Annotated in this window: 19 protein-coding genes; 12 read left to right on the top strand and 7 right to left on the bottom strand. The window is 62.6% G+C overall.

Annotation, left to right across the window (positions count from 1 at the left end):
- Positions 1 to 56: 56 nt before the first annotated feature.
- The 4 genes from GN300_RS02885 to GN300_RS02870 are packed head-to-tail and all read right to left on the bottom strand — an operon-like array spanning position 57 to position 4,103.
- A complete protein-coding gene (locus GN300_RS02885) occupies positions 57 to 1,700 on the bottom strand; it encodes a long-chain-fatty-acid--CoA ligase (RefSeq protein WP_051720783.1) in 1,644 nt (547 codons plus the stop codon).
- Positions 1,697 to 2,752 carry a dihydrodipicolinate reductase gene (locus GN300_RS02880; protein ID WP_030534912.1) on the bottom strand — a complete coding sequence of 352 codons (1,056 nt, stop codon included), beginning with the start codon at positions 2,750 to 2,752 and terminating at the stop codon, positions 1,697 to 1,699. The genes GN300_RS02885 and GN300_RS02880 overlap by 4 nt, the downstream gene beginning before the upstream one ends.
- Positions 2,749 to 3,519, bottom strand: coding sequence for an SDR family oxidoreductase (locus GN300_RS02875; RefSeq protein WP_021345218.1), 771 nt, complete (start codon positions 3,517 to 3,519; stop codon positions 2,749 to 2,751). Before GN300_RS02875 ends, GN300_RS02880 begins: the two co-directional genes overlap by 4 nt.
- Positions 3,516 to 4,103: a nuclear transport factor 2 family protein gene (locus tag GN300_RS02870; RefSeq protein WP_042921371.1), complete on the bottom strand. Its 588-nt coding sequence runs from the start codon at positions 4,101 to 4,103 to the stop codon at positions 3,516 to 3,518. The genes GN300_RS02875 and GN300_RS02870 overlap by 4 nt, the downstream gene beginning before the upstream one ends.
- A gap of 114 nt (positions 4,104 to 4,217) precedes the next feature.
- On the opposite strand from GN300_RS02870, the gene GN300_RS02865 reads away from it, so the two are divergent.
- From GN300_RS02865 to GN300_RS02825, 9 genes are all read left to right on the top strand, one after another.
- The gene (locus tag GN300_RS02865; protein ID WP_054781450.1) at positions 4,218 to 5,021 is read left to right on the top strand and encodes an ABC transporter ATP-binding protein; all 804 of its coding nucleotides are present in this window, start codon (positions 4,218 to 4,220) and stop codon (positions 5,019 to 5,021) included.
- Positions 5,018 to 5,731: an ABC transporter ATP-binding protein gene (locus tag GN300_RS02860; RefSeq protein ID WP_003939931.1), complete on the top strand. Its 714-nt coding sequence runs from the start codon at positions 5,018 to 5,020 to the stop codon at positions 5,729 to 5,731. The genes GN300_RS02865 and GN300_RS02860 overlap by 4 nt, the downstream gene beginning before the upstream one ends.
- 3 nt (positions 5,732 to 5,734) lie before the next feature.
- On the top strand, positions 5,735 to 6,631 hold the full coding sequence (locus tag GN300_RS02855) for a branched-chain amino acid ABC transporter permease (protein WP_003940241.1): 897 nt from the start codon (positions 5,735 to 5,737) through the stop codon (positions 6,629 to 6,631).
- Positions 6,628 to 7,716 (top strand): branched-chain amino acid ABC transporter permease, encoded by a 1,089-nt coding sequence (locus GN300_RS02850; RefSeq protein ID WP_030534909.1) that lies wholly within the window; start codon positions 6,628 to 6,630, stop codon positions 7,714 to 7,716. Before GN300_RS02855 ends, GN300_RS02850 begins: the two co-directional genes overlap by 4 nt.
- A 58-nt stretch (positions 7,717 to 7,774) precedes the next feature.
- The gene (locus GN300_RS02845; protein ID WP_003939841.1) at positions 7,775 to 9,058 is read left to right on the top strand and encodes an ABC transporter substrate-binding protein; all 1,284 of its coding nucleotides are present in this window, start codon (positions 7,775 to 7,777) and stop codon (positions 9,056 to 9,058) included.
- 13 nt (positions 9,059 to 9,071) lie between these two features.
- Entirely contained in the window at positions 9,072 to 10,793 is a 1,722-nt protein-coding gene (locus tag GN300_RS02840) for a class I adenylate-forming enzyme family protein (RefSeq protein ID WP_030534908.1), read from the top strand.
- A complete protein-coding gene (locus GN300_RS02835) occupies positions 10,790 to 11,191 on the top strand; it encodes a nuclear transport factor 2 family protein (protein ID WP_021345212.1) in 402 nt (133 codons plus the stop codon). Before GN300_RS02840 ends, GN300_RS02835 begins: the two co-directional genes overlap by 4 nt.
- Positions 11,192 to 11,195: 4 nt before the next feature.
- A complete protein-coding gene (locus GN300_RS02830) occupies positions 11,196 to 12,176 on the top strand; it encodes an LLM class F420-dependent oxidoreductase (protein WP_225320122.1) in 981 nt (326 codons plus the stop codon).
- Positions 12,177 to 12,241: 65 nt separating this feature from the next.
- Positions 12,242 to 13,042, top strand: coding sequence for a crotonase/enoyl-CoA hydratase family protein (locus GN300_RS02825; RefSeq protein WP_037125543.1), 801 nt, complete (start codon positions 12,242 to 12,244; stop codon positions 13,040 to 13,042).
- Positions 13,043 to 13,088: 46 nt separating this feature from the next.
- Here GN300_RS02825 and GN300_RS02820 read toward each other — a convergent pair whose 3' ends face one another.
- Complete coding sequence (locus GN300_RS02820; protein ID WP_007727683.1) at positions 13,089 to 14,390, bottom strand: MFS transporter; 1,302 nt, start codon at positions 14,388 to 14,390, stop codon at positions 13,089 to 13,091.
- Positions 14,391 to 14,657: 267 nt separating this feature from the next.
- Positions 14,658 to 15,845, bottom strand: a complete 1,188-nt coding sequence (locus GN300_RS02815; protein WP_003946405.1) for an ROK family transcriptional regulator — start codon at positions 15,843 to 15,845, stop codon at positions 14,658 to 14,660.
- A 194-nt stretch (positions 15,846 to 16,039) separates the two neighbouring features.
- On the opposite strand from GN300_RS02815, the gene GN300_RS02810 reads away from it, so the two are divergent.
- The 3 genes from GN300_RS02810 (at position 16,040) to xylB (ending at position 18,079) form a co-directional block, all read left to right on the top strand.
- The gene (locus GN300_RS02810; RefSeq protein WP_030534904.1) at positions 16,040 to 16,270 is read left to right on the top strand and encodes a DUF3263 domain-containing protein; all 231 of its coding nucleotides are present in this window, start codon (positions 16,040 to 16,042) and stop codon (positions 16,268 to 16,270) included.
- Between the two features lie 69 nt (positions 16,271 to 16,339).
- Positions 16,340 to 16,657, top strand: coding sequence for a WhiB family transcriptional regulator (locus GN300_RS02805; RefSeq protein WP_003946343.1), 318 nt, complete (start codon positions 16,340 to 16,342; stop codon positions 16,655 to 16,657).
- 24 nt (positions 16,658 to 16,681) lie between these two features.
- Positions 16,682 to 18,079, top strand: a complete 1,398-nt coding sequence (xylB, locus tag GN300_RS02800; RefSeq protein ID WP_007727678.1) for a xylulokinase — start codon at positions 16,682 to 16,684, stop codon at positions 18,077 to 18,079.
- 7 nt (positions 18,080 to 18,086) lie between these two features.
- On the opposite strand, the gene GN300_RS02795 is transcribed toward xylB, so the two are convergent.
- Positions 18,087 to 18,803: an HAD family hydrolase gene (locus GN300_RS02795; RefSeq protein ID WP_047272587.1), complete on the bottom strand. Its 717-nt coding sequence runs from the start codon at positions 18,801 to 18,803 to the stop codon at positions 18,087 to 18,089.
- Positions 18,804 to 18,822 lie beyond the last annotated feature (19 nt).

The following is an 18,822-nucleotide window of genomic DNA, read 5'->3' as shown; positions in this document are numbered from 1 at the left end:
GACAGAATTCGGGGCCGATCGCTCGAAGCGACCGGCCCCGAATTCGTGTCATGGACTCAAGCGAAGTCCTGTCGCAAACGAGTCTTGAGCAGCTTCCCGCTAGCGTTGCGTGGCAGCTCCTCGATGAACCGAACTGCACTGGGGCACTTGAAGTGAGCCAGTCGCTCGCGTGACCACTCGATGATCTCCGCTTCGGTTGCATCCGAATCAGCAGCTCGAACGACCACGGCAAGGGGAGTCTCACCCCACCGATCGGAGTGAACGCCGACTACCGCGACCTCGCGGATGCCGGGGTGCCCGGAGAGAACACTCTCCACCTCGGCCGGATAGACGTTCTCACCGCCGGAGACGATCATGTCCTTGAGGCGGTCGTGGAGGTAGAGATAGCCGTCCTCGTCGAACGATCCGCCGTCTCCGGTGCGAAGCCAGTCACCGTCCAACATGGTGGCCGCAGTGGCTGCTTCGTTACGCCAGTAACGCTTCATGACGTGAGCGCCGCCGATGACGACCTCGCCGCGGGTACCGACCGGGACGTCTTCGAGCGTCACGGGATCGACGATGCGGATGGGCACTCCGAACATCGGCTGCCCGACGGACTTCAACCGATGCGCGGTCGACTCGTCGGTCGCCCGATGATCTTCCGGGGTCAGCATGGTGACGCCGCCGGTCGACTCGGTGAGTCCGTATGCCTGCAGGAAACTACACCCGAAGACCTCGGTCGCGTCTTGCAACAGGGGCAGTGGCATCGGCGCGGCTCCGTAGACCAGGAACTGCAGGGCACTCCAATCTGCCTCGCGCACAGCCGGAAGGGAGGTCAGGACGCTGATCACCGCGGGAACGGCGACCGCATGCGTGACTTTGTACTCCTGCATCAGCGCGACGAGTTCGAGAGGTCCGGCGATGGTCTCGAGCAGTAGAGCGCCACCGCCGAGCGTCGTGACCAGGGCGAGACCCAGTCCGGCCACATGGAAGAACGGAACCGGGCACATAGCCACGGAGTCGGTGTCGAGATCGAGCAGGTGATACATGGTGGCGAGGGCACGGCCGAGGTTGGCGCCGGTGAGTTCGATTCCCTTGGGGTGACCGGTGGTTCCCGACGAGTAGAAGATCAGCGCTGTGTCGTCGGGGCGGCGCGACGACCCCGGATCGTCGTCGCCGACACCGGAAAGCCAGTCGTTCCACGAGATCGAGTTTCCGGCGCCATCCACCGTGACGACGGTCCGGACGCTACCGACCGCCGCGGCGACGTCGGAGAGGCCCTCATCGCCTGCTCCGAGTACGACGACGGTCGGCTCGCTGTTGCTCAGGATGTAGTCGACCTCGCCCGGTGCCAGCCGATTGTTGACGGCCGTCAGAATCGAGCCCATCTTCGAAGATCCGTACAGGACGGAGAGGAAAGACGGTGCATTGGCCCCGATGTACGCCACCCGGTCGCCGGGTCGAACACCATCGCGCAGAAGTGCATTCGCGACACGATTTGTTTCGATGTCGAGTTCACGGAAACTGGTACGCCCGTCATCGGAGATGACGGCGGTGCTCTCCGGACTGGCAATCGCCCGGCTGCGCAGCAAGTCTTCCAGATTCTGCACGGGGCGACCGTCGGGCAGGAGCGCGTTCACGGAAGGTTGACGGACGGCAGGTTCACGGGTGGCAGGTTCACGGGTGGCAGTCGAACCTACGGCCGTCGGCTGAGTTGTCATACTGAATGCTCCAATCTGAAGGGGGCAAAGACAGGGGGTTCGAAAATGCCGGCGGGAGCAGCGAGTACATGCTCGACGGCGCGTAGTGCCGGGCCTGCAGTGATGAACTGACCGGCTGTCGTGCGACTGTTCGGATCTTGTGGTTCGACCAGGTTGACGGTCATCACGATCTCGGGTTTGCCGAAGAGGTGGACTTCCCATTGGTCCCGTCCCGCGTATTCGTCGCGATCAGGTTCCATGGTCCAGATGATGGCGAGGGTGAGGAACTGCTTTCCGTCGACCATTGCGTGCCAGCGCCATTCGGTGGTTCCGACGGTTCCCGCGGCGATGCGTCCGGCGGCGACGTCGAGATCCGTACGTGCCGGAACGACCCTGTGATCGGACACGACCTCGTCGTAGGTGACGCCCAGGCGCTCGCACATGAACGCGATGGTCTCGAGGTACAGCGACGCGTACAGCGAGGGCAACGGCCCGGTTCCGTCCAGTTCCTCCGGGGGCGAACCCATTCCCATGACGGTGAACGCGAAGTCGGGGTCAGGCATGCCGCGAGCGTCGAGCACCTCGTCGATCGTAATTCGGTCGAGTTCGATCGATGTTCCCGTCAGCGCCAACGCCAATCGCTCGCCGATGACACCTGGGCTCACGCCGACCCCGAAGAGCGTCGAATCGCCTTCCTTGCATGCTTGGGCGAACATGTGCTCGCGTTCGGTGCCGTGTGCGCGGGGGAAGTGCTGCCCGGCCGTCGTGATCACGTTGATCCCGGCGCGAAGCAGACGGCACAGATCGTCGTCGTGGCGTTCGTACGGAATCTGCAACCGCGGACTGTGGATGAGAACCTGTGGGCGCGAGCGGATGATCTCGTCCACGTCGCGTGTAGCGATCACCCCCGTCGGTGCTCGTCTGGCGATGTCACCGGCGTCTCGACCCGCCTTGGCGTCGCTGTACACGTAGAGGCCGACCAACTCGAGGTCGGGACGATCGATGATTCCGCGTAGCGCTGTCTTGCCGATGGCACCGGTCGCCCACTGGGCAACACGAATCGGATCGCTCATGATCGGGTGGTCAGTTCGCCGGCGAAGAGGAGCTTGCCCAGTCCGCGTTCGTACCGAATCGGGTCGCGGGCCAGGCGCGCACGCGCGTCGATTGCCATGAAATCGGTGTCGCACGTCCACTCGCCGCGTTGCATGGCGGCGAGTCCGGTTGCCGCGATGTCGAGAGGGTTTTCCTTGTGGCCCTGCACATGTGACGCCATGCGGGTGTCGACGCTGCCGACGATCAACGACGTGACGGTGATGCCGTGCGGTTCGAGTTCGGCGCGAGCGATGCCGCCGAGCGACAGAGCAGCCGCCTTGGCCGGTGAATAGCCACCCATGAAGGCGGTCGGAGCGATTGCGGCCACCGACAGGACGTTGACTATCGATCCTCCGCCGCGGGCGGCGAGTACCGGCGCGAAGGCGCGGATCATCGTCAGAGGCCCGAAGTAGTTGACCTCCATCTCGGCTCGCGCAGCCGCTTGGTCGTAGGCCTCGATCAACCGATTCCCGGTGAACAGTCCGGCATTGTTGACGACCACTGTGGTGTCACCGCACTCCCTGGCCGCTGCATCGACGAGTCCTGGATCGGTCACGTCGAGTTCGACGATGTGTGCTCCGGTGGATCGCAGCTCGGCGGGCGCCTCGTCGGGATTTCTCACCCCTGCATAAATTTTGGCGGCACCCATCGACTTCGCCTGTTGGACGAAGGCCAAGCCGAGCCCTCGATTGGCGCCGGTGACGAGGACAGTCGCGCCCTCTATCGGCGTTCCGCGAAACCTTGTCATGAGTGCTCCTGTGTCTGCCGGGTGTAGATGAGGTCGTCGGGAAATTTCTTGCTCTTCTTCAAGGACGTTTCAGGCGCGAGCATCCCGAAGATCCAGCCTTCGGCTGTGGCCATGTCGTGGTTCCAGTCCCACCGCAGGGCGCGGTGGCGGATTCCCCACCTGCCGTCCTCGTAGCCGAAGCGGTCGATCAGGCGCGCCGAGGTGAGTGTGTCGGCTATGCCGTCCGAGTGCTTGATTCGTGCGAAGGCAAGCACGTAGGACTCGACGTGTGCTGTGTCCCCGTCGAGTTCGATCAGGACGTTGGTCATTGCGTGGGTGGTCAGTGACCGTGGGTGAGTGATGGCCCCGGCGATGTGGTCGATGTAGTCGTCGGCGGTGCCGGTGAAGACACCCCCGTGGTCTTCGGTTGCGCCGGGTAGATAACACCGCCTGGCGTCCTCGACGTCGCCGCGATCGGCAGCTCGGAGGAAACGAGCCAGAACCTCGTAGATTTCCTGCTTGGCGACGAGAGCGTCGACCGGGCTGTAGTCCCTGACGTCTGGGCCCCCGCCGCTGTCGACTGCGTGAATGTTGTTGGACCTCACGATGATGTCCCTTCTCGGCTCCGGATCGGGGGCCGCACGTTGACGGAGTGCCTCTGTTTACTGTAGTAATCTCTATCACACTGTTAATTGAAGTGTCACGAGGAGGTGAAACCAATGCTTGGAAACACACCACCCGCACAACCCGCGAATGACCCGGTCGTACTCACGCTCTCCGATGTATCGATCGAATTCGGCGGAGTCACGGCTCTCGACGACGTCGGCTTCGACGTCCACGCCGGCCAGATCTGCGGACTCATCGGGCCGAACGGCGCTGGTAAGACCACGCTGTTCAACTGCATCACAAGGATTTACGAACCGAGTCGCGGTATCATCACCTGGCAAGGAACCGACCTCTTGGGATTGCGGCCCTATGCATTGGCATCTGCAGGGATCGCTCGGACCTTCCAGAATCTCGCACTGTTCAGCGGCATGAGCGTCTTCGACAACACCATGGTCGGCGGATCGTCTCGGGGCCGCTTCGGACTGGCGAGCGGGGTTCTCGGCTGGCCTCCAGCGCGCGCCCGAGTCCGAGAACTGCGAGAGAAGGCCTGGTACCTGCTCGAACGCCTCGAACTCGTCGACGTCGCGAACGCGCCGGCAGCAGGCCTTCCGTTCGGAACACTCAAGCGCGTCGAACTGGCACGAGCATTGATGTCCGAGCCTTCGCTGCTTCTGCTCGACGAGCCCGCCGGCGGGCTCACACACAGCGAAGTCAAGGAGCTGGGAGAACTGATCGTCTCGCTCCGCGACGACTTCGGCTTCGGAGCGCTTCTGGTCGAACACCACATGGGATTGGTGCTGGGTATCTCCGATCACGTTGTCGCACTGAACTTCGGCCACAAGATCGCTGAAGGTACTCCGGCGGAGATCCAGCAGAACGACGCCGTGATCAATGCTTATCTGGGGCGAGCGGCATGAGCCTGCTGAGCGTCGATGATCTGCATGCCGGTTACGGGCGAGGCAATGTACTGCACGGGGTTTCGCTCGACGTGGAACCCGGCGGGGTCGCTGTCGTTCTCGGCGCGAACGGTGCCGGCAAGACCACCATGATGCGTGCGCTTGCCGGATTGATTCCGCACCAGGGAACGATCACCTTCAACGGTTCGCCGCTCGGATCCAAACCTGAACGCGCCGTGGCCGCCGGCGTCAGCCTTGTCCCACAGGGCCGTGGAACTCTCGGTCAACTGTCGGTACGTGACAACCTGCTCGTCGGCGCTGCGCTTCGCAACGACAAGGCGGAGATCGAGGCCGACATCGAGCGGTGGTGTGAGACATTTCCGGTGCTCGCGAGGAGGTCCACACAGTTGGCAGGTTCGCTGTCAGGCGGTGAACAGCAGATGCTCGCGGTCGCGCGGGCATTGATGAGCCGTCCCACCCTGCTTTTGTGCGACGAACCGAGCCTGGGTCTGGCGCCCATCGTCATCGCCGAATTGTTCGACACGCTCGGTGCGATCAACCGGAGCGACGGAACTGCACTGCTGATCGTGGAACAGAATGCCGATCTCGCGATGAAACTCGCGTCGAAGGTCTTCCTGCTCGACGTAGGCACCATCGTCGCTGCCGGCACGCCCGAGGAATTTCGTTCGGACGACGTCGTGCGCAGCGCCTATCTCGGGTACCAGGAGTAAACGGTGACACTCTTTCTCGAACGACTCATCTCCGGATTGACCAACGGCTCGATCTACGCAATTCTCGCGCTGGCACTCGTGGTGGTGTTCCGTGCCACCGGCACGATCAACTTCGCTCAGGGCGAGTTGGCCCTGTTCACAACCTTCGTGGCGTGGTGGCTCACAACGATGTCCTGGCCGATCTGGGCCGCGATCGGAGCGGCTCTCGCTCTCGGCTTCCTGCTCGGGGCGTTGATGGAGCGTCTGCTCATCCGGCCGGTTCAACGTAGAAGTGACATGGCAGTGCTGATAGTGGCACTGGGATTGTTCACCGGGCTCAACTCGTTGGCCGGAATGCTGTGGGGGAGCGAAACGAAGATCATGCCGAGCCCGTTTCCCAACGGTCCCACCGACTACATCTCAGTGGGCGGCGCGCGCGTGTACGGCGACGCACTGGGCGTACTGGTTGCGCTCGTTGTCCTACTTGTGTTGATGTCCTTGCTCTTTCGCAAGACGAGAGTCGGTCTGCACATGCGTGCCGTCGCGGACAATGCCGAATCTGCCACTCTCGCCGGAGTTCCGACCAGCCGGATACTCGCAATCGGCTGGGGTGTTGCGGCAGCGATCGGCGCACTGGCCGGTGTCCTGGTCACTCCGCTCTCGCCGCAACAACTCGGCCTCACGACCATGTTCCCGATCTTCATCGCAGCATCTGCGGCAGCGCTGTTCGGCGGTCTGGACAGTCTTGTCGGCGCAGTTGTGGGTGGGTTGACGATCGGTGTTCTGGAATCGATGCTCAGCGGCTACATTTCGGTCATCGGCGGTTCGCTGCAGCAGACATCCGCGCTACTGATCATCGTGGTGATCCTCTTCGTCAGACCCAATGGACTGTTCGGTACCAAGAAACTGGAGCGGGTATGACGACGCTTGCCGAGAGAAATGAACCCGCGGTCGCCGAAAAGGCAGTCAGGCAGCCGCGCGTGGTGGTTGCCGGATCGACGTCGTACCGGATACTCCAACTGGTTCTGCTGGTGGCTGCCGTCTGTGCCCTGCTCCTCGTGTCGCAGAGCGCGCCGTTTCGCGTAGGGCAGTTCACGAGTGTCTTCATCATCGCGATTGCCATCGCCGGACTGAATATCGTCAGCGGGTACACCGGACTTCTGTCGATCGGCCATTCTGCCTTCTTCGGCCTCGGCGCGTACACGACCGGCGTTCTGATCGTCGATCGCGGATACTCGCCGTTGACCACAATCCCGATGGCAGTCGTATTGTGTTTCGTACTAGGACTTCTCGTCGGGCTTCCCTCCTTGCGGATCAAAGGGCTGTATCTGGCCCTCGTTACCCTCGCCGTCGCTGTGGCGTTTCCCGAAGTGATCCGCAAGACCGGGGATCTCACCGGTGGCGCGGCCGGCATGGTCGTTCGTGCGAATCTTCTGGTCCCGCCGAAATGGACGGGTTTGACCCGCGCGGACACCTATCTCTGGATCTTCTGGGTTTCGGTAGTGACGCTGGCAGTGGTCATGCTCCTGATCCGCAATCTCGTCAAGAGTCGATTCGGTTTGGCAATGGTTGCGGTGCGCGACAACGAGATTGCGGCGAGTGCAAACGGCATCAACGTCGCGCGGGTCAAGATTCTCGCTTTCGGACTTTCCGGCGCGATCACCGGTCTGGCAGGTTCGCTGTTCACGATGTACATCGGCGCGCTCTCACCCGAGTCCTTTTCGTTGATGAAGTCGATCGAGTTCATCACCGGACTGGTGTTGGGCGGAATCGCAACGCAATTCGGCCCGATCGTCGGGGCGACGGCAGTGGTGTTCCTGCCGTACTACACCGGAAGCGTCACCGACGGCCCCGTGTCGGGAGTGGTGTTCGGCGCGGTGCTGATCGCGATCGTGTTCTTGATGCCGGACGGAATCGTCGGCCGGATCAACAGCGTTCTCCGACGGTTTGTCCTCGTGGTTCCCGCAGATCATCCCAAGTATCGCGAAGGTGAACCCCGCACCTGAGCGCCGTCTCCCTCGCCCACTCTCGTTTCTCTCAACTCACAGCAAGGAACTGGACGATATGAAAAGGCAGACCACGATTCCCGCAGTCATCGCCGCTGCGGCACTACTCCTTTCGGCCTGCGGAGGTAACTCCGACGCAGAGAGCAACACGTCGACCTCGGCCGGAGCAGTATCGGTCGACGACTGCAGCGATCCCAGTGGTGCCGCGGCGCCGATCACCGACAAACTCACGGTGGGGTGGAGTGGGCCGACGTCCGGCCCGCTCGCCGACGCGGTCGGCAACGTGATCGAAGGAATGCGAGCACGGTTCGAGGTCGAGAACGCGGCCGGCGGCGTCGGCGGCGTCAAGCTCGACGTCGTGGTCAAGGACGATGCCTTCTCCCCGGAGCGCGCCAAAGCGAATGTCGGAGAGTTCATTCAGAAGGACAAGGTCGACGTTCTGGGCACGTTCGGAGCAGGCCAGTTGAACGCCATCGCGGACGACCAGACCACTGCCTGTGTTCCACTGCTCTTCGCGCAGGCAGGCATGCCCGAGTTCCGGGTGATCGAAGACTTTCCGTGGACCACGGAGTATCTACCGGATCCGGGCGTCGAGATGGAGGTAGTGGTCGAAAGCCTGAAGAAGAAGTATCCGAGCGGCGCCAAGGTTGCCTTGGCCACGAACCAGACCGAGTCCGGACAAGGGATCGCCAACGGCTTCAAGTCCGCGATCGAAGGAACGAACTTCGAGATCGCAGCCGAAGAGGCGCTGACCGACCCCAAGACGGCGGCATCGACCCTCAAAGCCAGTGGCGCCGAGGTATTGGTGGTGGCCGGTGTCACCACCGATTGCCTCGCGATCACCCAGGCGATCGGACGTGTCGGATGGAAGCCCGACACCGTGATTCAACCGTCGAACTGCGTCGACGGTGCGACGCTGTATGCGCCCGCCGGTGATGCTGCCGACGGGCAGCAGGTGATGGTGTGGCTCAAGGATCCCAACAACGCCCTCTACAAGGATGACGCGGCGGTACGTGACTACCTGGCCGGTGCGGCTGCTCACGGTGCCGATTCCCCGACCAACAGCTACACCGTGAACGGCTGGGCCATCGGTGACCTGTTGGTGGACAACTTCACTCGGGCCTCTGAGTCATCCGACGGACTCTCACGCGCCAGCATCATGAGTGCCGCACGAACGCAGGACTACCACCCGCCGATGTTCATCGACGGAATCAAATTCACGATGACCGCGGACCATGCATTGGGAATCCTGGCATTCCAGCCGTTCGAGTGGAACGCCGCTACCCAGGCGTTCGAGAAGCAAGGCGACGTGATCGACATTTCCGGCCGTTACGAGAACTGAAACGAGTACGCGAATGAACAAGGCACACAGGGGATTGCACCCTCGCGTCAAGGTGGACGAATACACCTCGAAGGGGTGGTGGTCCGACGAGACGATCGATCAGGTGTTCCGGGCGCAGGTGCGGGTACGCGGTGACGAACTTGCCGTGGTTGATCCGGCGAACCGGAGCGAGTTGTCCGGCGGAGATCCGCGACGCCTCAGTTGGAACCAACTGGAGAGCGAAGTCATCGCGCTCGCTGCCGGCTTCTCCGAGGTGGGTTTGGGCCGGGGAGATGTTCTGGGCGTGCAGATGCCCAATACCGTCGAATTGGTCGAGGTCTACCTTGCAGCGTGGTCTCTGGGGATCGTGGTCTCGCCATTGCCCATGCAGTACCGCGAACGTGAAGTGGAAGGAATGGCAAACCAGGCGGCGTTTGCAGCATTTGTCACCGTACCCAGTTTTGGTGACAGACTCCCTGCTACGGAGATCGCTGCAATCAGATCCCGGATTCCCTCTCTGAGATCGGTGTTCGCCTACGCTCCCGCATCCGAGCTTCCGGCCCAGTTGCCGGCCGGTGTCGTGGGGCTGAGTCCTCGGGCGGCCACCGAAACACAGCGCAGTGAATTGGATGTCCGAATCACCGAAGATCCCAACGACCCCAACGATGCGATGACGATCTGTTGGACCTCCGGGACCGAAAGCGAACCGAAGGGGGTCCCACGTTCGCACTACGAGTGGCTGGCCATCTGCTGGGCCACGATCGACGCTCCCGACATCGGCGTCGGCGACGTCTTGCTGAACCCGTTCCCGATGGTCAACATGGCCGGAATCAACGGAATGTTCCTGCCGTGGCTCCGCACGGGATGTGTACTGGTACAGCACCACCCGTTCGATCTTCGAGTTTTCCTCGGGCAGATCGAGGCCGAGCGCGTGACGTACACGGTAGCGCCGCCTGCGCTGTTGTGGATGCTGCTCGCCGACGAGTCGATGCTCGCGGCGGTCGACCTGTCGAGCTTGACTCGGATCGGTTCGGGTTCGGTGCCACTGCAACCTCCGATGGTCCGGGGATGGCAGGAGCGATACGGAATCGGAGTCATCAACTTCTTCGGATCCAACGAAGGCATCAGTCTGCTCTCCTCGCCTGCGGACATGCCGGATCCGGACGACCGCGCACGGTACTTCCCCCGCTTCGGTGTCGAGAACTTTCGCTGGAGCACCAGAATCTCCGACTGGATGGACGTGCGCTTGGTCGACGTGGTCACCGGCGAGGACATCACCGAAGTCGGGCACCCGGGTGAGTTGCGAATCAGCGGACCGACGGTCTTTGCCGGCTATCTCGGCGATCGGCCGTCTCCGTTCGACGAACGCGGATTCCTCTGCACCGGAGACATCTTCGAGATTGCCGGTGATCACGGGCAGTTTCTCCGCTACCTGGACCGGGGGAAGGACCTCGTGATCCGCGGCGGAATGAACATCGCCCCAGCCGAACTGGAGGGATTGATCGCCGAGCATCCGGCCGTCGCGGATGTGGCCGTCATCGGCGACCCCGACGAAGTACTCGGTGAGCGCGTCGCAGCAGTGGTCACGCTGCGGCCCGAGACGGAACTCGAGCTGGACGCTCTGGTCGCGTTCCTGAAGGACAAGCGCATTGCGTCGTACAAACTTCCCGAGCGGCTGGAGATTCGGAAAGAACTGCCGCGCAATTCGACCGGAAAGATCCTCAAGCGTGAGCTTCGACAGAAGAGTGTGGCATGAGTGTGATGAACGACAGTGACAAGCTTGCGTTGGCGCGTGAGATGTTCCAGGCGTGGGACGTCATGGACTGGACACGCGTCGTCGACTTGTTCGCCGAGGACGGTGTGCTCCACAGCGTCATGCAGGAACCTCTTGTCGGCAAGGAGGCCGTTGCGGGCCGAATTGCGTTACTGGCAAGCAAGTGTGAACGGATCACACTGAAGATCGAGTCTCTCGGCGTGATCGACGGAAGGGTATTTGTGCAGCGAGTGGACGACTTCCACTTCGACGGTACCCATGGCGTCGTTCCTGTTGTCGGAATCCTCAGCATGGCAGACGGACGGATCACCGAGTGGCTCGAGTACTACGACCGTCCGACACTGTTGGAGGGAATGGGTCTTGTCTCCGACTTCGAGTAGAGGTTTGCCGACCATCGACATCTCCCTGGGGTTGTGGCAGGACCGTCCGCCGCAGGAGGTGACCGCTACTGCACGCCTCGCCGACAGACTCGGGTTCGGCCGAGTGTGGGTGGGGGAGATGGCGACGTACGACGCCTTTGCTCTGGCGACGTCAGTCGGCACCGGATTCGAGCACTCCGAACTAGTGGTCGGCCCGCTCGCGGTGACGGTTCGTGATCCGGCGATGATCGCGATCGGGGCGGCGTCGGTATCCGACCTGACCGGGCGTGACGTATCGATCGCGTTGGGTACTTCCAGCACTGTCGTGGTCGAGAAATGGCATGGGCGAAGCAGATCCGGGGCGGCACGTGCACTTGCGGAGTCCGCCCGCGGTGTGCGAGCGCTCATGAACGGCGAGCGGGGTGAAGTCGCCGGCACGGTGATGCGGACCAGTGGATACCGGCTGCGACTTCAACCGCCGGGCGGCCGGCTGATCGTTGCGGCATTCGGGGACAAGGCGCTTCGGGCCGCGGTGGAGTTGGGCGACGAACTGGTGCTCAATCTGGTCAGCCCGGAGCAAGCGGGGCGCCTGATCACACGGTGCAAGGAAATCGCTGCCGAGTTGGAAACCGGCATGCCTTTCGTGTCGGTGTGGGCACCGGCTGCCGTCGCCGAGAATGGACCGTCACAGGTGTCGATCGATCAACTTCGACGCGGGCTCGTACCGTATCTGGCTGCTCCGGGGTACTCGGACATGTTCGTCCGCGCGGGCTTCGCTGATGTGATCGAGGCAGCCAGGGCCGGGGCCGCGCCGCGCGAGCTCTTGAGCCAGGTCTCGGACGCGATGGTGGCAACGGTGGGAATCGTCGGGACTCCGGCCGATGCCCGCGAGCAACTCGAGGCGTACCGAGCGGCGGGAGTGGACTCCGTCGTGGCCGTGCCTTCATCCACTGATTCGGATCCTGCCGGCAAAGTGACCATGGAACTTCTTGCGGAGATGGCATGACGGACCCCCGACGAACTTACTCTCAGGTAAGTTCGTCGGGGGTATGTCTAACCGAAGGAGTAGCCGTGAGTGATCGCGTTCGTGTCGAGGTAGTGCAGTCGGTGGCGTACGTGACGCTCAGCCGACCGGAGAAACTCAACGGTCTCGATCTGGACATGCTCGACGCCCTGGTGGACGCCGCTCGAACTATCGAAGCTGATCGTTCGATTCGGGGCGTGGTTCTGCAAGGCGCGGGTGACGCATTCTCGGCCGGGTTGGACTTCGCTTCTGCGGGCAAGCAGCCGAGGCGGATGGCGAAGGCCTTCGCGAAATTTCCCGGTCAGAAGACCAACCTCTTCCAACGCGCGTGCTGGGTGTGGCGCGAATTGCCCGTGCCGGTCATCGCGGTCGTTCACGGGCACTGCTTCGGCGGGGGACTGCAATTGGCGCTCGCCGCAGACTTTCGATTCACCACCCCCGATTGCACGTTCTCGGTGATGGAGGCGAAGTGGGGATTGATCCCCGACATGACCGGAACGGTCACGATGCGCGAACTCGCGGCAATGGACGTCGTGAAACGCCTCGCCATGACTGCTGAACTGTTCGACGGAAATCAGGCTCTCGAGTGGGGGTTCGTGAGCGGAGTCAGCGACAATCCGATCAAGCCGGCACAGGAACTGCTGTCGCAGATCGCGGTTCGCTCGCCGGACGCCGTCGCAGCGACGAAGACGTTGCTGCACAAGACCTGGAACCGCTCGCCTCGCGGCGCGTTCTGGATCGAATCGCGGATCCAACTGGCGCTGATGCGAGGCAAGAACCACAAGATCGTGCGTACAGCGAATGCTGCGAAGAAGTTGCCGGAGTTCGCCTTTCGAAAGTTCGGCTGACAAACTCCGGCATCGCGACGCCGTTGGGCGTCCACATTCAGGTCGATCACACCATCAGGTCTCGTCCTGATCGATCCTTGATGAGCATCGTGGCGACGAACGAGACCGCCGCCAGCAGGGCGAGGTAGATCGAGATGGCAAGGGTGCCACCGGTCTTGCCGAGGAGCCACTGTGCGACGGTGGGAGCAAAGGCGCCGCCGAAGATGGTGCCTACCGCATAGGAGATCGACGCACCGCTGTAACGGATCGAAGCCGGGAACAGTTCGGCGAACAACGCGGGTTGAGGTCCGTACGACAGCCCGAGTCCGACCGAGAACAGGATCATCGCCACGTAGATCCAGCCGAGATTCCCGGTGTCGATGAGGAGGAAGAACGGCACCGCGAAGAGGACCATTGCGAGGTTGCCCACGTTCATCACCGTGGTGCGGCCGCGTCGATCCGACCAGTAGGCGCCGATCATGGTGAAAACGCCCCACGTGACGGCACTTGCGAGCGTGGCAATCAGTAGTTCGGTCTTACCCAGGCCATAGGTCTTGGTTGCGTACGCGACGATGAATCCGCCGATCACCATGTAGCCGTTGCCGTTTGTGCCGATGAAGGACAGCGCCGCGAGTACGACCTGCTTCGGGTGTTTCTTGAACAGAGTTCGGATAGGCGTGTTGCTCTCGGTGCGGCGTTCCTTGAGTTCGGCGAATACGGGTGACTCGCTGACCTTGCTTCGAATGTAGAAGCCGACGCCGATCAACACGACGCTGAGCAGGAACGGCACTCGCCATCCCCAGGTGGTGAACTGTTCGTCCGTGAGGGTGAACGTGCACAGTGCCAAAACGCCGGTGGCGAGCAACATTCCGAGCGGTACTCCCATCTGTACGAACGCTCCGAAGAATCCTCGACGCTTGGTGGGTGCGTGTTCGACGGCAAGAAGAGCGGCCCCGCCCCATTCGCCGCCCGTCGAGAATCCTTGGACGACGCGAAGCAGGATCAACAGGATCGGTGCCCAGATTCCGATCGATGCATACGTCGGCAGCACGCCGATGAGAACCGTCGCGGCACCCATCATCGCCAACGTCGCGACCAGGACACGTTTGCGGCCGAGCCTGTCGCCGAGATAGCCGGCCACGATGGCACCGAGAGGACGGAAGACAAAGCTGATGCCGACCGTGACGTAGGAGACGATCTGGCCTGCCGAGCCCATCGGCTTGAAGAACAGGTCGGCAAAGATCAGGGCTGCAGCTTGGGCGTAGATGAAGAAGTCGTACCACTCGACGGTGGTGCCGACCATCGACGCCATCGCGGCGCGGTCGTATTCCTTCGCGGCGGGCTTGGTGCCAGTTCTGGTTGTGGTCATCGAGCTACTTTCTGCCAGTCACGTGGTTCACCGACACGGTGAAACTGCGAAGTCGGAACAGGGGAGAAACGCTGTTCGATCTGCGACGTTGCCGGTGTGCTCGGTGCATGCTTTTGGCTGACTCGGAGCGTTCCTGCGCGATCTCATCGTCGATATCGGCAACCGAATGATCGGTAGGTAATGAATTATGCAGAAGTGTGAGCGTCAACACAAGCGATGCCGGAAAAGTCTGATTGTTTGATGCGGAGCGTGCGAGAAGTCAGCGACTCACGTGTGGAGTGACGCCGCGATCCGCAGATCGATTTCCCTGGCGCTGAGCAGATGGTCGAGGACGAGAACCGCACAACCGAGGATGCCGGATTGTGCGCCGTGGCTGACCGAAGCGATCTGAAGCTTTCGGGTGGCAAGCGCCGTTGCGTTGCCGTAGACGGACTCCCGAAGCCCGGCGAGGAAGAGTTCGTCCGCCTCGGCCATGTCGCCGCCGATGATCAGGACCTCGGGATTGAGGAGATTGACCGCGCCGGAAATGACGTCGCCGATCAGTCGGCCGCTGCTTCTGATGAGCCGGCGGGCTTCGCTGTCGCCGTCCAGGGCGAGGCGGACGACATCACGCACGTGACCGACGCTTCGGCCCTGATCTCGGAGGGCATGCACGAGAGCCCAACCGCTGGCGACAGTTTCGACGCAGCCGACGTCGCCGCAGCGACACTTCATGCCCCGCGCTGCAGCGGTTTTGGTATGCCCGATCTCGCCGGACGCTCCGAGTGAACCGCGTTGGAGGACTCCGCCCATGACGATTCCTGCGCCGAGGCCGGTTGACGCCTTGATCATCAGGAGGTTGGGCGCACTCTCGCGTCGCTCGCTCAATTCGGCCAGAGCCATCACGTTGGCATCGTTGTCCGCGAACAGCGGAGCCGTGGTCACCGATGCCAGATAGGGGGCAAGCGCGACTCCGTCCCATCCCGCCATCATCGGAGAGTCGAGGCTTGCTCCCGCGGCGACGTCGACCGTTCCGGGAATGCTCAGTCCGATTCCGATGACCTCGGTAGACGCGCGGTGGACCTGGGCCAGTAGTGACGAAAGATGCTCGGCAATTTCGGGCATCAGTTCGTCGGGGCCGACCCCGACCGACTTGTCGATGTCTTCTGCCGCGAGGATCGTGCCCGCCAGGTCGGTGACGGCAAGTTGTGCCCGCGATCGACCGATGGCCACGACGAGAACCACGCCGGACGAGTTCGCGAAGGTGAGAGTGGACGGCGGCCGGCCGCCCGTCGACGGGCCCTCGTCGTCATCGGCGATCAAACCAAGCGATTGAAGTGCTGCAACCCTGGCCGATACCGCCGTCCTGGACAGGCCGGTGAGCTTCCCGATCTCGCTGCGCGTGGTCGCGGAACCGCTGCGTATCAGCGTGAATACCTCTCCCGCGGTAGCCGGAGTCGTGGACGGTCGGGTCATTGTCCTATTCAAGCATTCCTCGTCGGTAACTTCAGCGTGCGAAAGTTCGCATACTTTGTCCACAAAAAGACGTAAGTAGGTCTTGTGAAAAAGCAGAAGTAGGCATAGTCTGTGTCTTGACTCACTGCCACGGGCGTCCGAGGAGACGAGTCGCAGTTTCTGTGAAGCAGGGCGCACAAACAGGGGAGAACCTGATGAGCCGCACCGATACACAAGAGATCGTCGAGTTCGCACGTAAGTGGCAGCAGTTCGACGGTGGACCTGACGAAGAGATCTTTGTAACCTTCGGCCTCGCCCCGGACGAGTATTTCCGCAGGCTGCAGGCAATTCTCGACGACGGCGTCGTAGCGCTGACTCCGCCGGTCACCGGCGAACTCGCAACGGTCTGTGCACATCGACTCGGCCAATCGGTCAGGCGTCGATAAGTCCGACCCGGCGTCAGCCCAGAGTCACCCGAATCCGTGTCACCCGAGTAAGGAATTGAGGTCGCCATCATGCACAAGCACCTTCCGATGCCGTACCCGACCGCCGAAGTGTGGGACTGGCAGCTGCAGGGAGCCTGCCGCGGGCACGATTCCGCGGTGTACTTCCATCCGGACGGCGAGCGTGGACACGCCCGCGAGAACCGTGAACGCAACGCCAAGAAGGTCTGCGCGACGTGCCCTGTACTCCAGCAGTGCCGCGAACACGCACTCTCCGTCCACGAGCCGTACGGCATCTGGGGTGGAATGACGGAGACCGAGCGCGCAGAATATGTGCGATCGCTGCGTAAGCGCAGCAACCGGATGCCCGCGGTCGCCAACGCGAGCTGACGGTCCTTCGGAAAGGACGCCAGTGTGGCCCTCGTAGCCGGTATCGATTCGTCTACCCAGTCGTGCAAAGTCATTGTCCGTGATGCCGATTCGGGAGAGCTGGTACGAGAAGGGCGGGCGGCGCATCCCGTCGGTACCGAGATAGATCCGGCATGCTGGCTCGAGGCGATGGACAGTGCAATCGCCGCAGCGGGTGGGCTCGGCGACGTCGCAGCCGTATCGGTCGGAGCTCAACAGCACGGCATGGTGTGTCTGGACAGTGGCGGCGAGGTCGTCAGACCGGCGTTGCTGTGGAACGACACTCGCTCGGCGAAGGCTGCGACCGATCTGGTCGAAGAGCTCGGCGGACCCAAGGCGTGGGCAGACGCAGTTGGTGTAGTTCCGGTCGCCGCGGTCACGGCAAGCAAGCTTCGATGGCTGGCAGATCACGAACCCGGCAATGCCGATCGCACTGCCGCGGTGTGTCTTCCGCATGACTGGTTGTCCTGGAAGTTGGGTGGGTCCGGCTCGATCGAGGAGCTTGTTACCGACGCGGGCGACGCCAGTGGAACCGGCTATTATGCTGCCTCGACGCGCGAATATCGTAAAGATTTGCTGGCGTTGGCATTTCGCGGTCGAACCCCGCATGTTCCCCGAGTTGCATCGCCGAACGAAAAGATCGGAAGTACACGTTCCGGAGGTATTGTCGGGCCTGGCACCGGTGACAATGCCGCAGCCGCACTGGGTTTGGGGGCAGTTCCCGGTGACGTGATCATCTCGATCGGAACATCCGGCGTCGTCTCGGCTGTATCGGCCACCCCCACGCATGATCCCGGCGGGAACGTGGCAGGATTCGCGGACGCAACCGGCCTGCACTTGCCGCTGGTGTGCACTCTCAACGGCGCGCGCATTCTTGATGCGACGGCGTCCATTCTCGGTGTCGATCACGCCGAACTGTCGCGGTTGGCGTCGACGGCGCCCCTCGGAAACGACGGGCTGGTCATGATTCCGTACTTCGAGGGTGAACGGACGCCCAACCGCCCTGACGCCACGGGGGCCATGCACGGATTCCGGCTGCAGAACTCGACGCCTGCGCACTTTGCACGAGCCGCAATCGAAGGGCTCCTGTGCGGCTTGGCCGACGGCGTCGACGACCTGGTTCGTCAAGGCGTCGAGGTGAAGCGAGTTCTCCTCGTGGGAGGCGGAGCGAAGTCGCGCGCTCTCTGTGAGATCGCGCCGGCAATTCTCGGAGTGCCGGTCGTGATCCCTGCTCCGGGTGAGTACGTCGCCGAAGGGGCATGCAGGCAAGCAGCATGGGCACTGTCCGGGGACACGCAGCCGCCGGTGTGGCCGAAACCGGAAGAGCGACGATTCGACGCCGAACCAGCTCCCCACGTGCGCGAGCGCTACGCGTCGTTGCGCGAACTCACCGAAGGTGTCTGAGCGCTCCCTACAGAAGCCCGAACTTCCGCACTGCGTCGAGTAGCGCGTGCGGGCGTTCGGTCGTCGGCAGGGGATCGACGAGTGCGAACTGGCAACCGACGTCACGGGCAGCGCCGTCGGCGATGTCGCTGTCACCGACCATCAGAGTCTGCGCCGCATCCACATCGAGTTGTGCGAGGGCGTACTCGAAGATCGCCGGTTCAGGCTTGACTGCACCCACCTCGAACGAGAGAACGAACTCGTCGACCCAGACGTCCCAGCCGCGGTCGGCGAACGCCGGACGGATGTCGAAGGCGATGTTGCTCAAGACGGCAGTGCGTATGCCCTTCTCCGACAGTGACTTCAGGACCTCGCCGGTATCCGGGTACGGCGACCACTGATCCGGATCGACCAGCAGGGCGTAGAAAGCTTCGGCCCGAACCGGATCGGGCACCCCGGACTTACTCAACACGTCGAGGTAAGCCTGACGATGCAACTTCGGATCCCGGTCGCGGTTCTCCCACGCGTAGATCTCCGCTTCGTCCATCTCCACGGTTCTGCCCACCGGCGCGGTCATCCGACGCATCAGCTCGGCTTGAGCGTGCACGTCGAGCGGATCGCCTTGGTGATCGACGAGGTGCTCGGTCCAATCGTCGCTCTCCTCCAAACGGAAGAGGGTTCCGGAGAAATCGAACAGCGTCGCGGCGATATGTCCGTCTTGATGGGCCGTGCTGTCAGTGTTCACCTCGACAGGTTATCGGCGT

This window comes from Rhodococcus sp. Ni2 (assembly GCF_021352185.1).
GTDB lineage: Bacteria > Actinomycetota > Actinomycetes > Mycobacteriales > Mycobacteriaceae > Rhodococcus_F > Rhodococcus_F qingshengii.
Note: the sequence above shows the minus strand (reverse complement) of the source record. Positions and strands in the feature narration are given on the sequence as shown.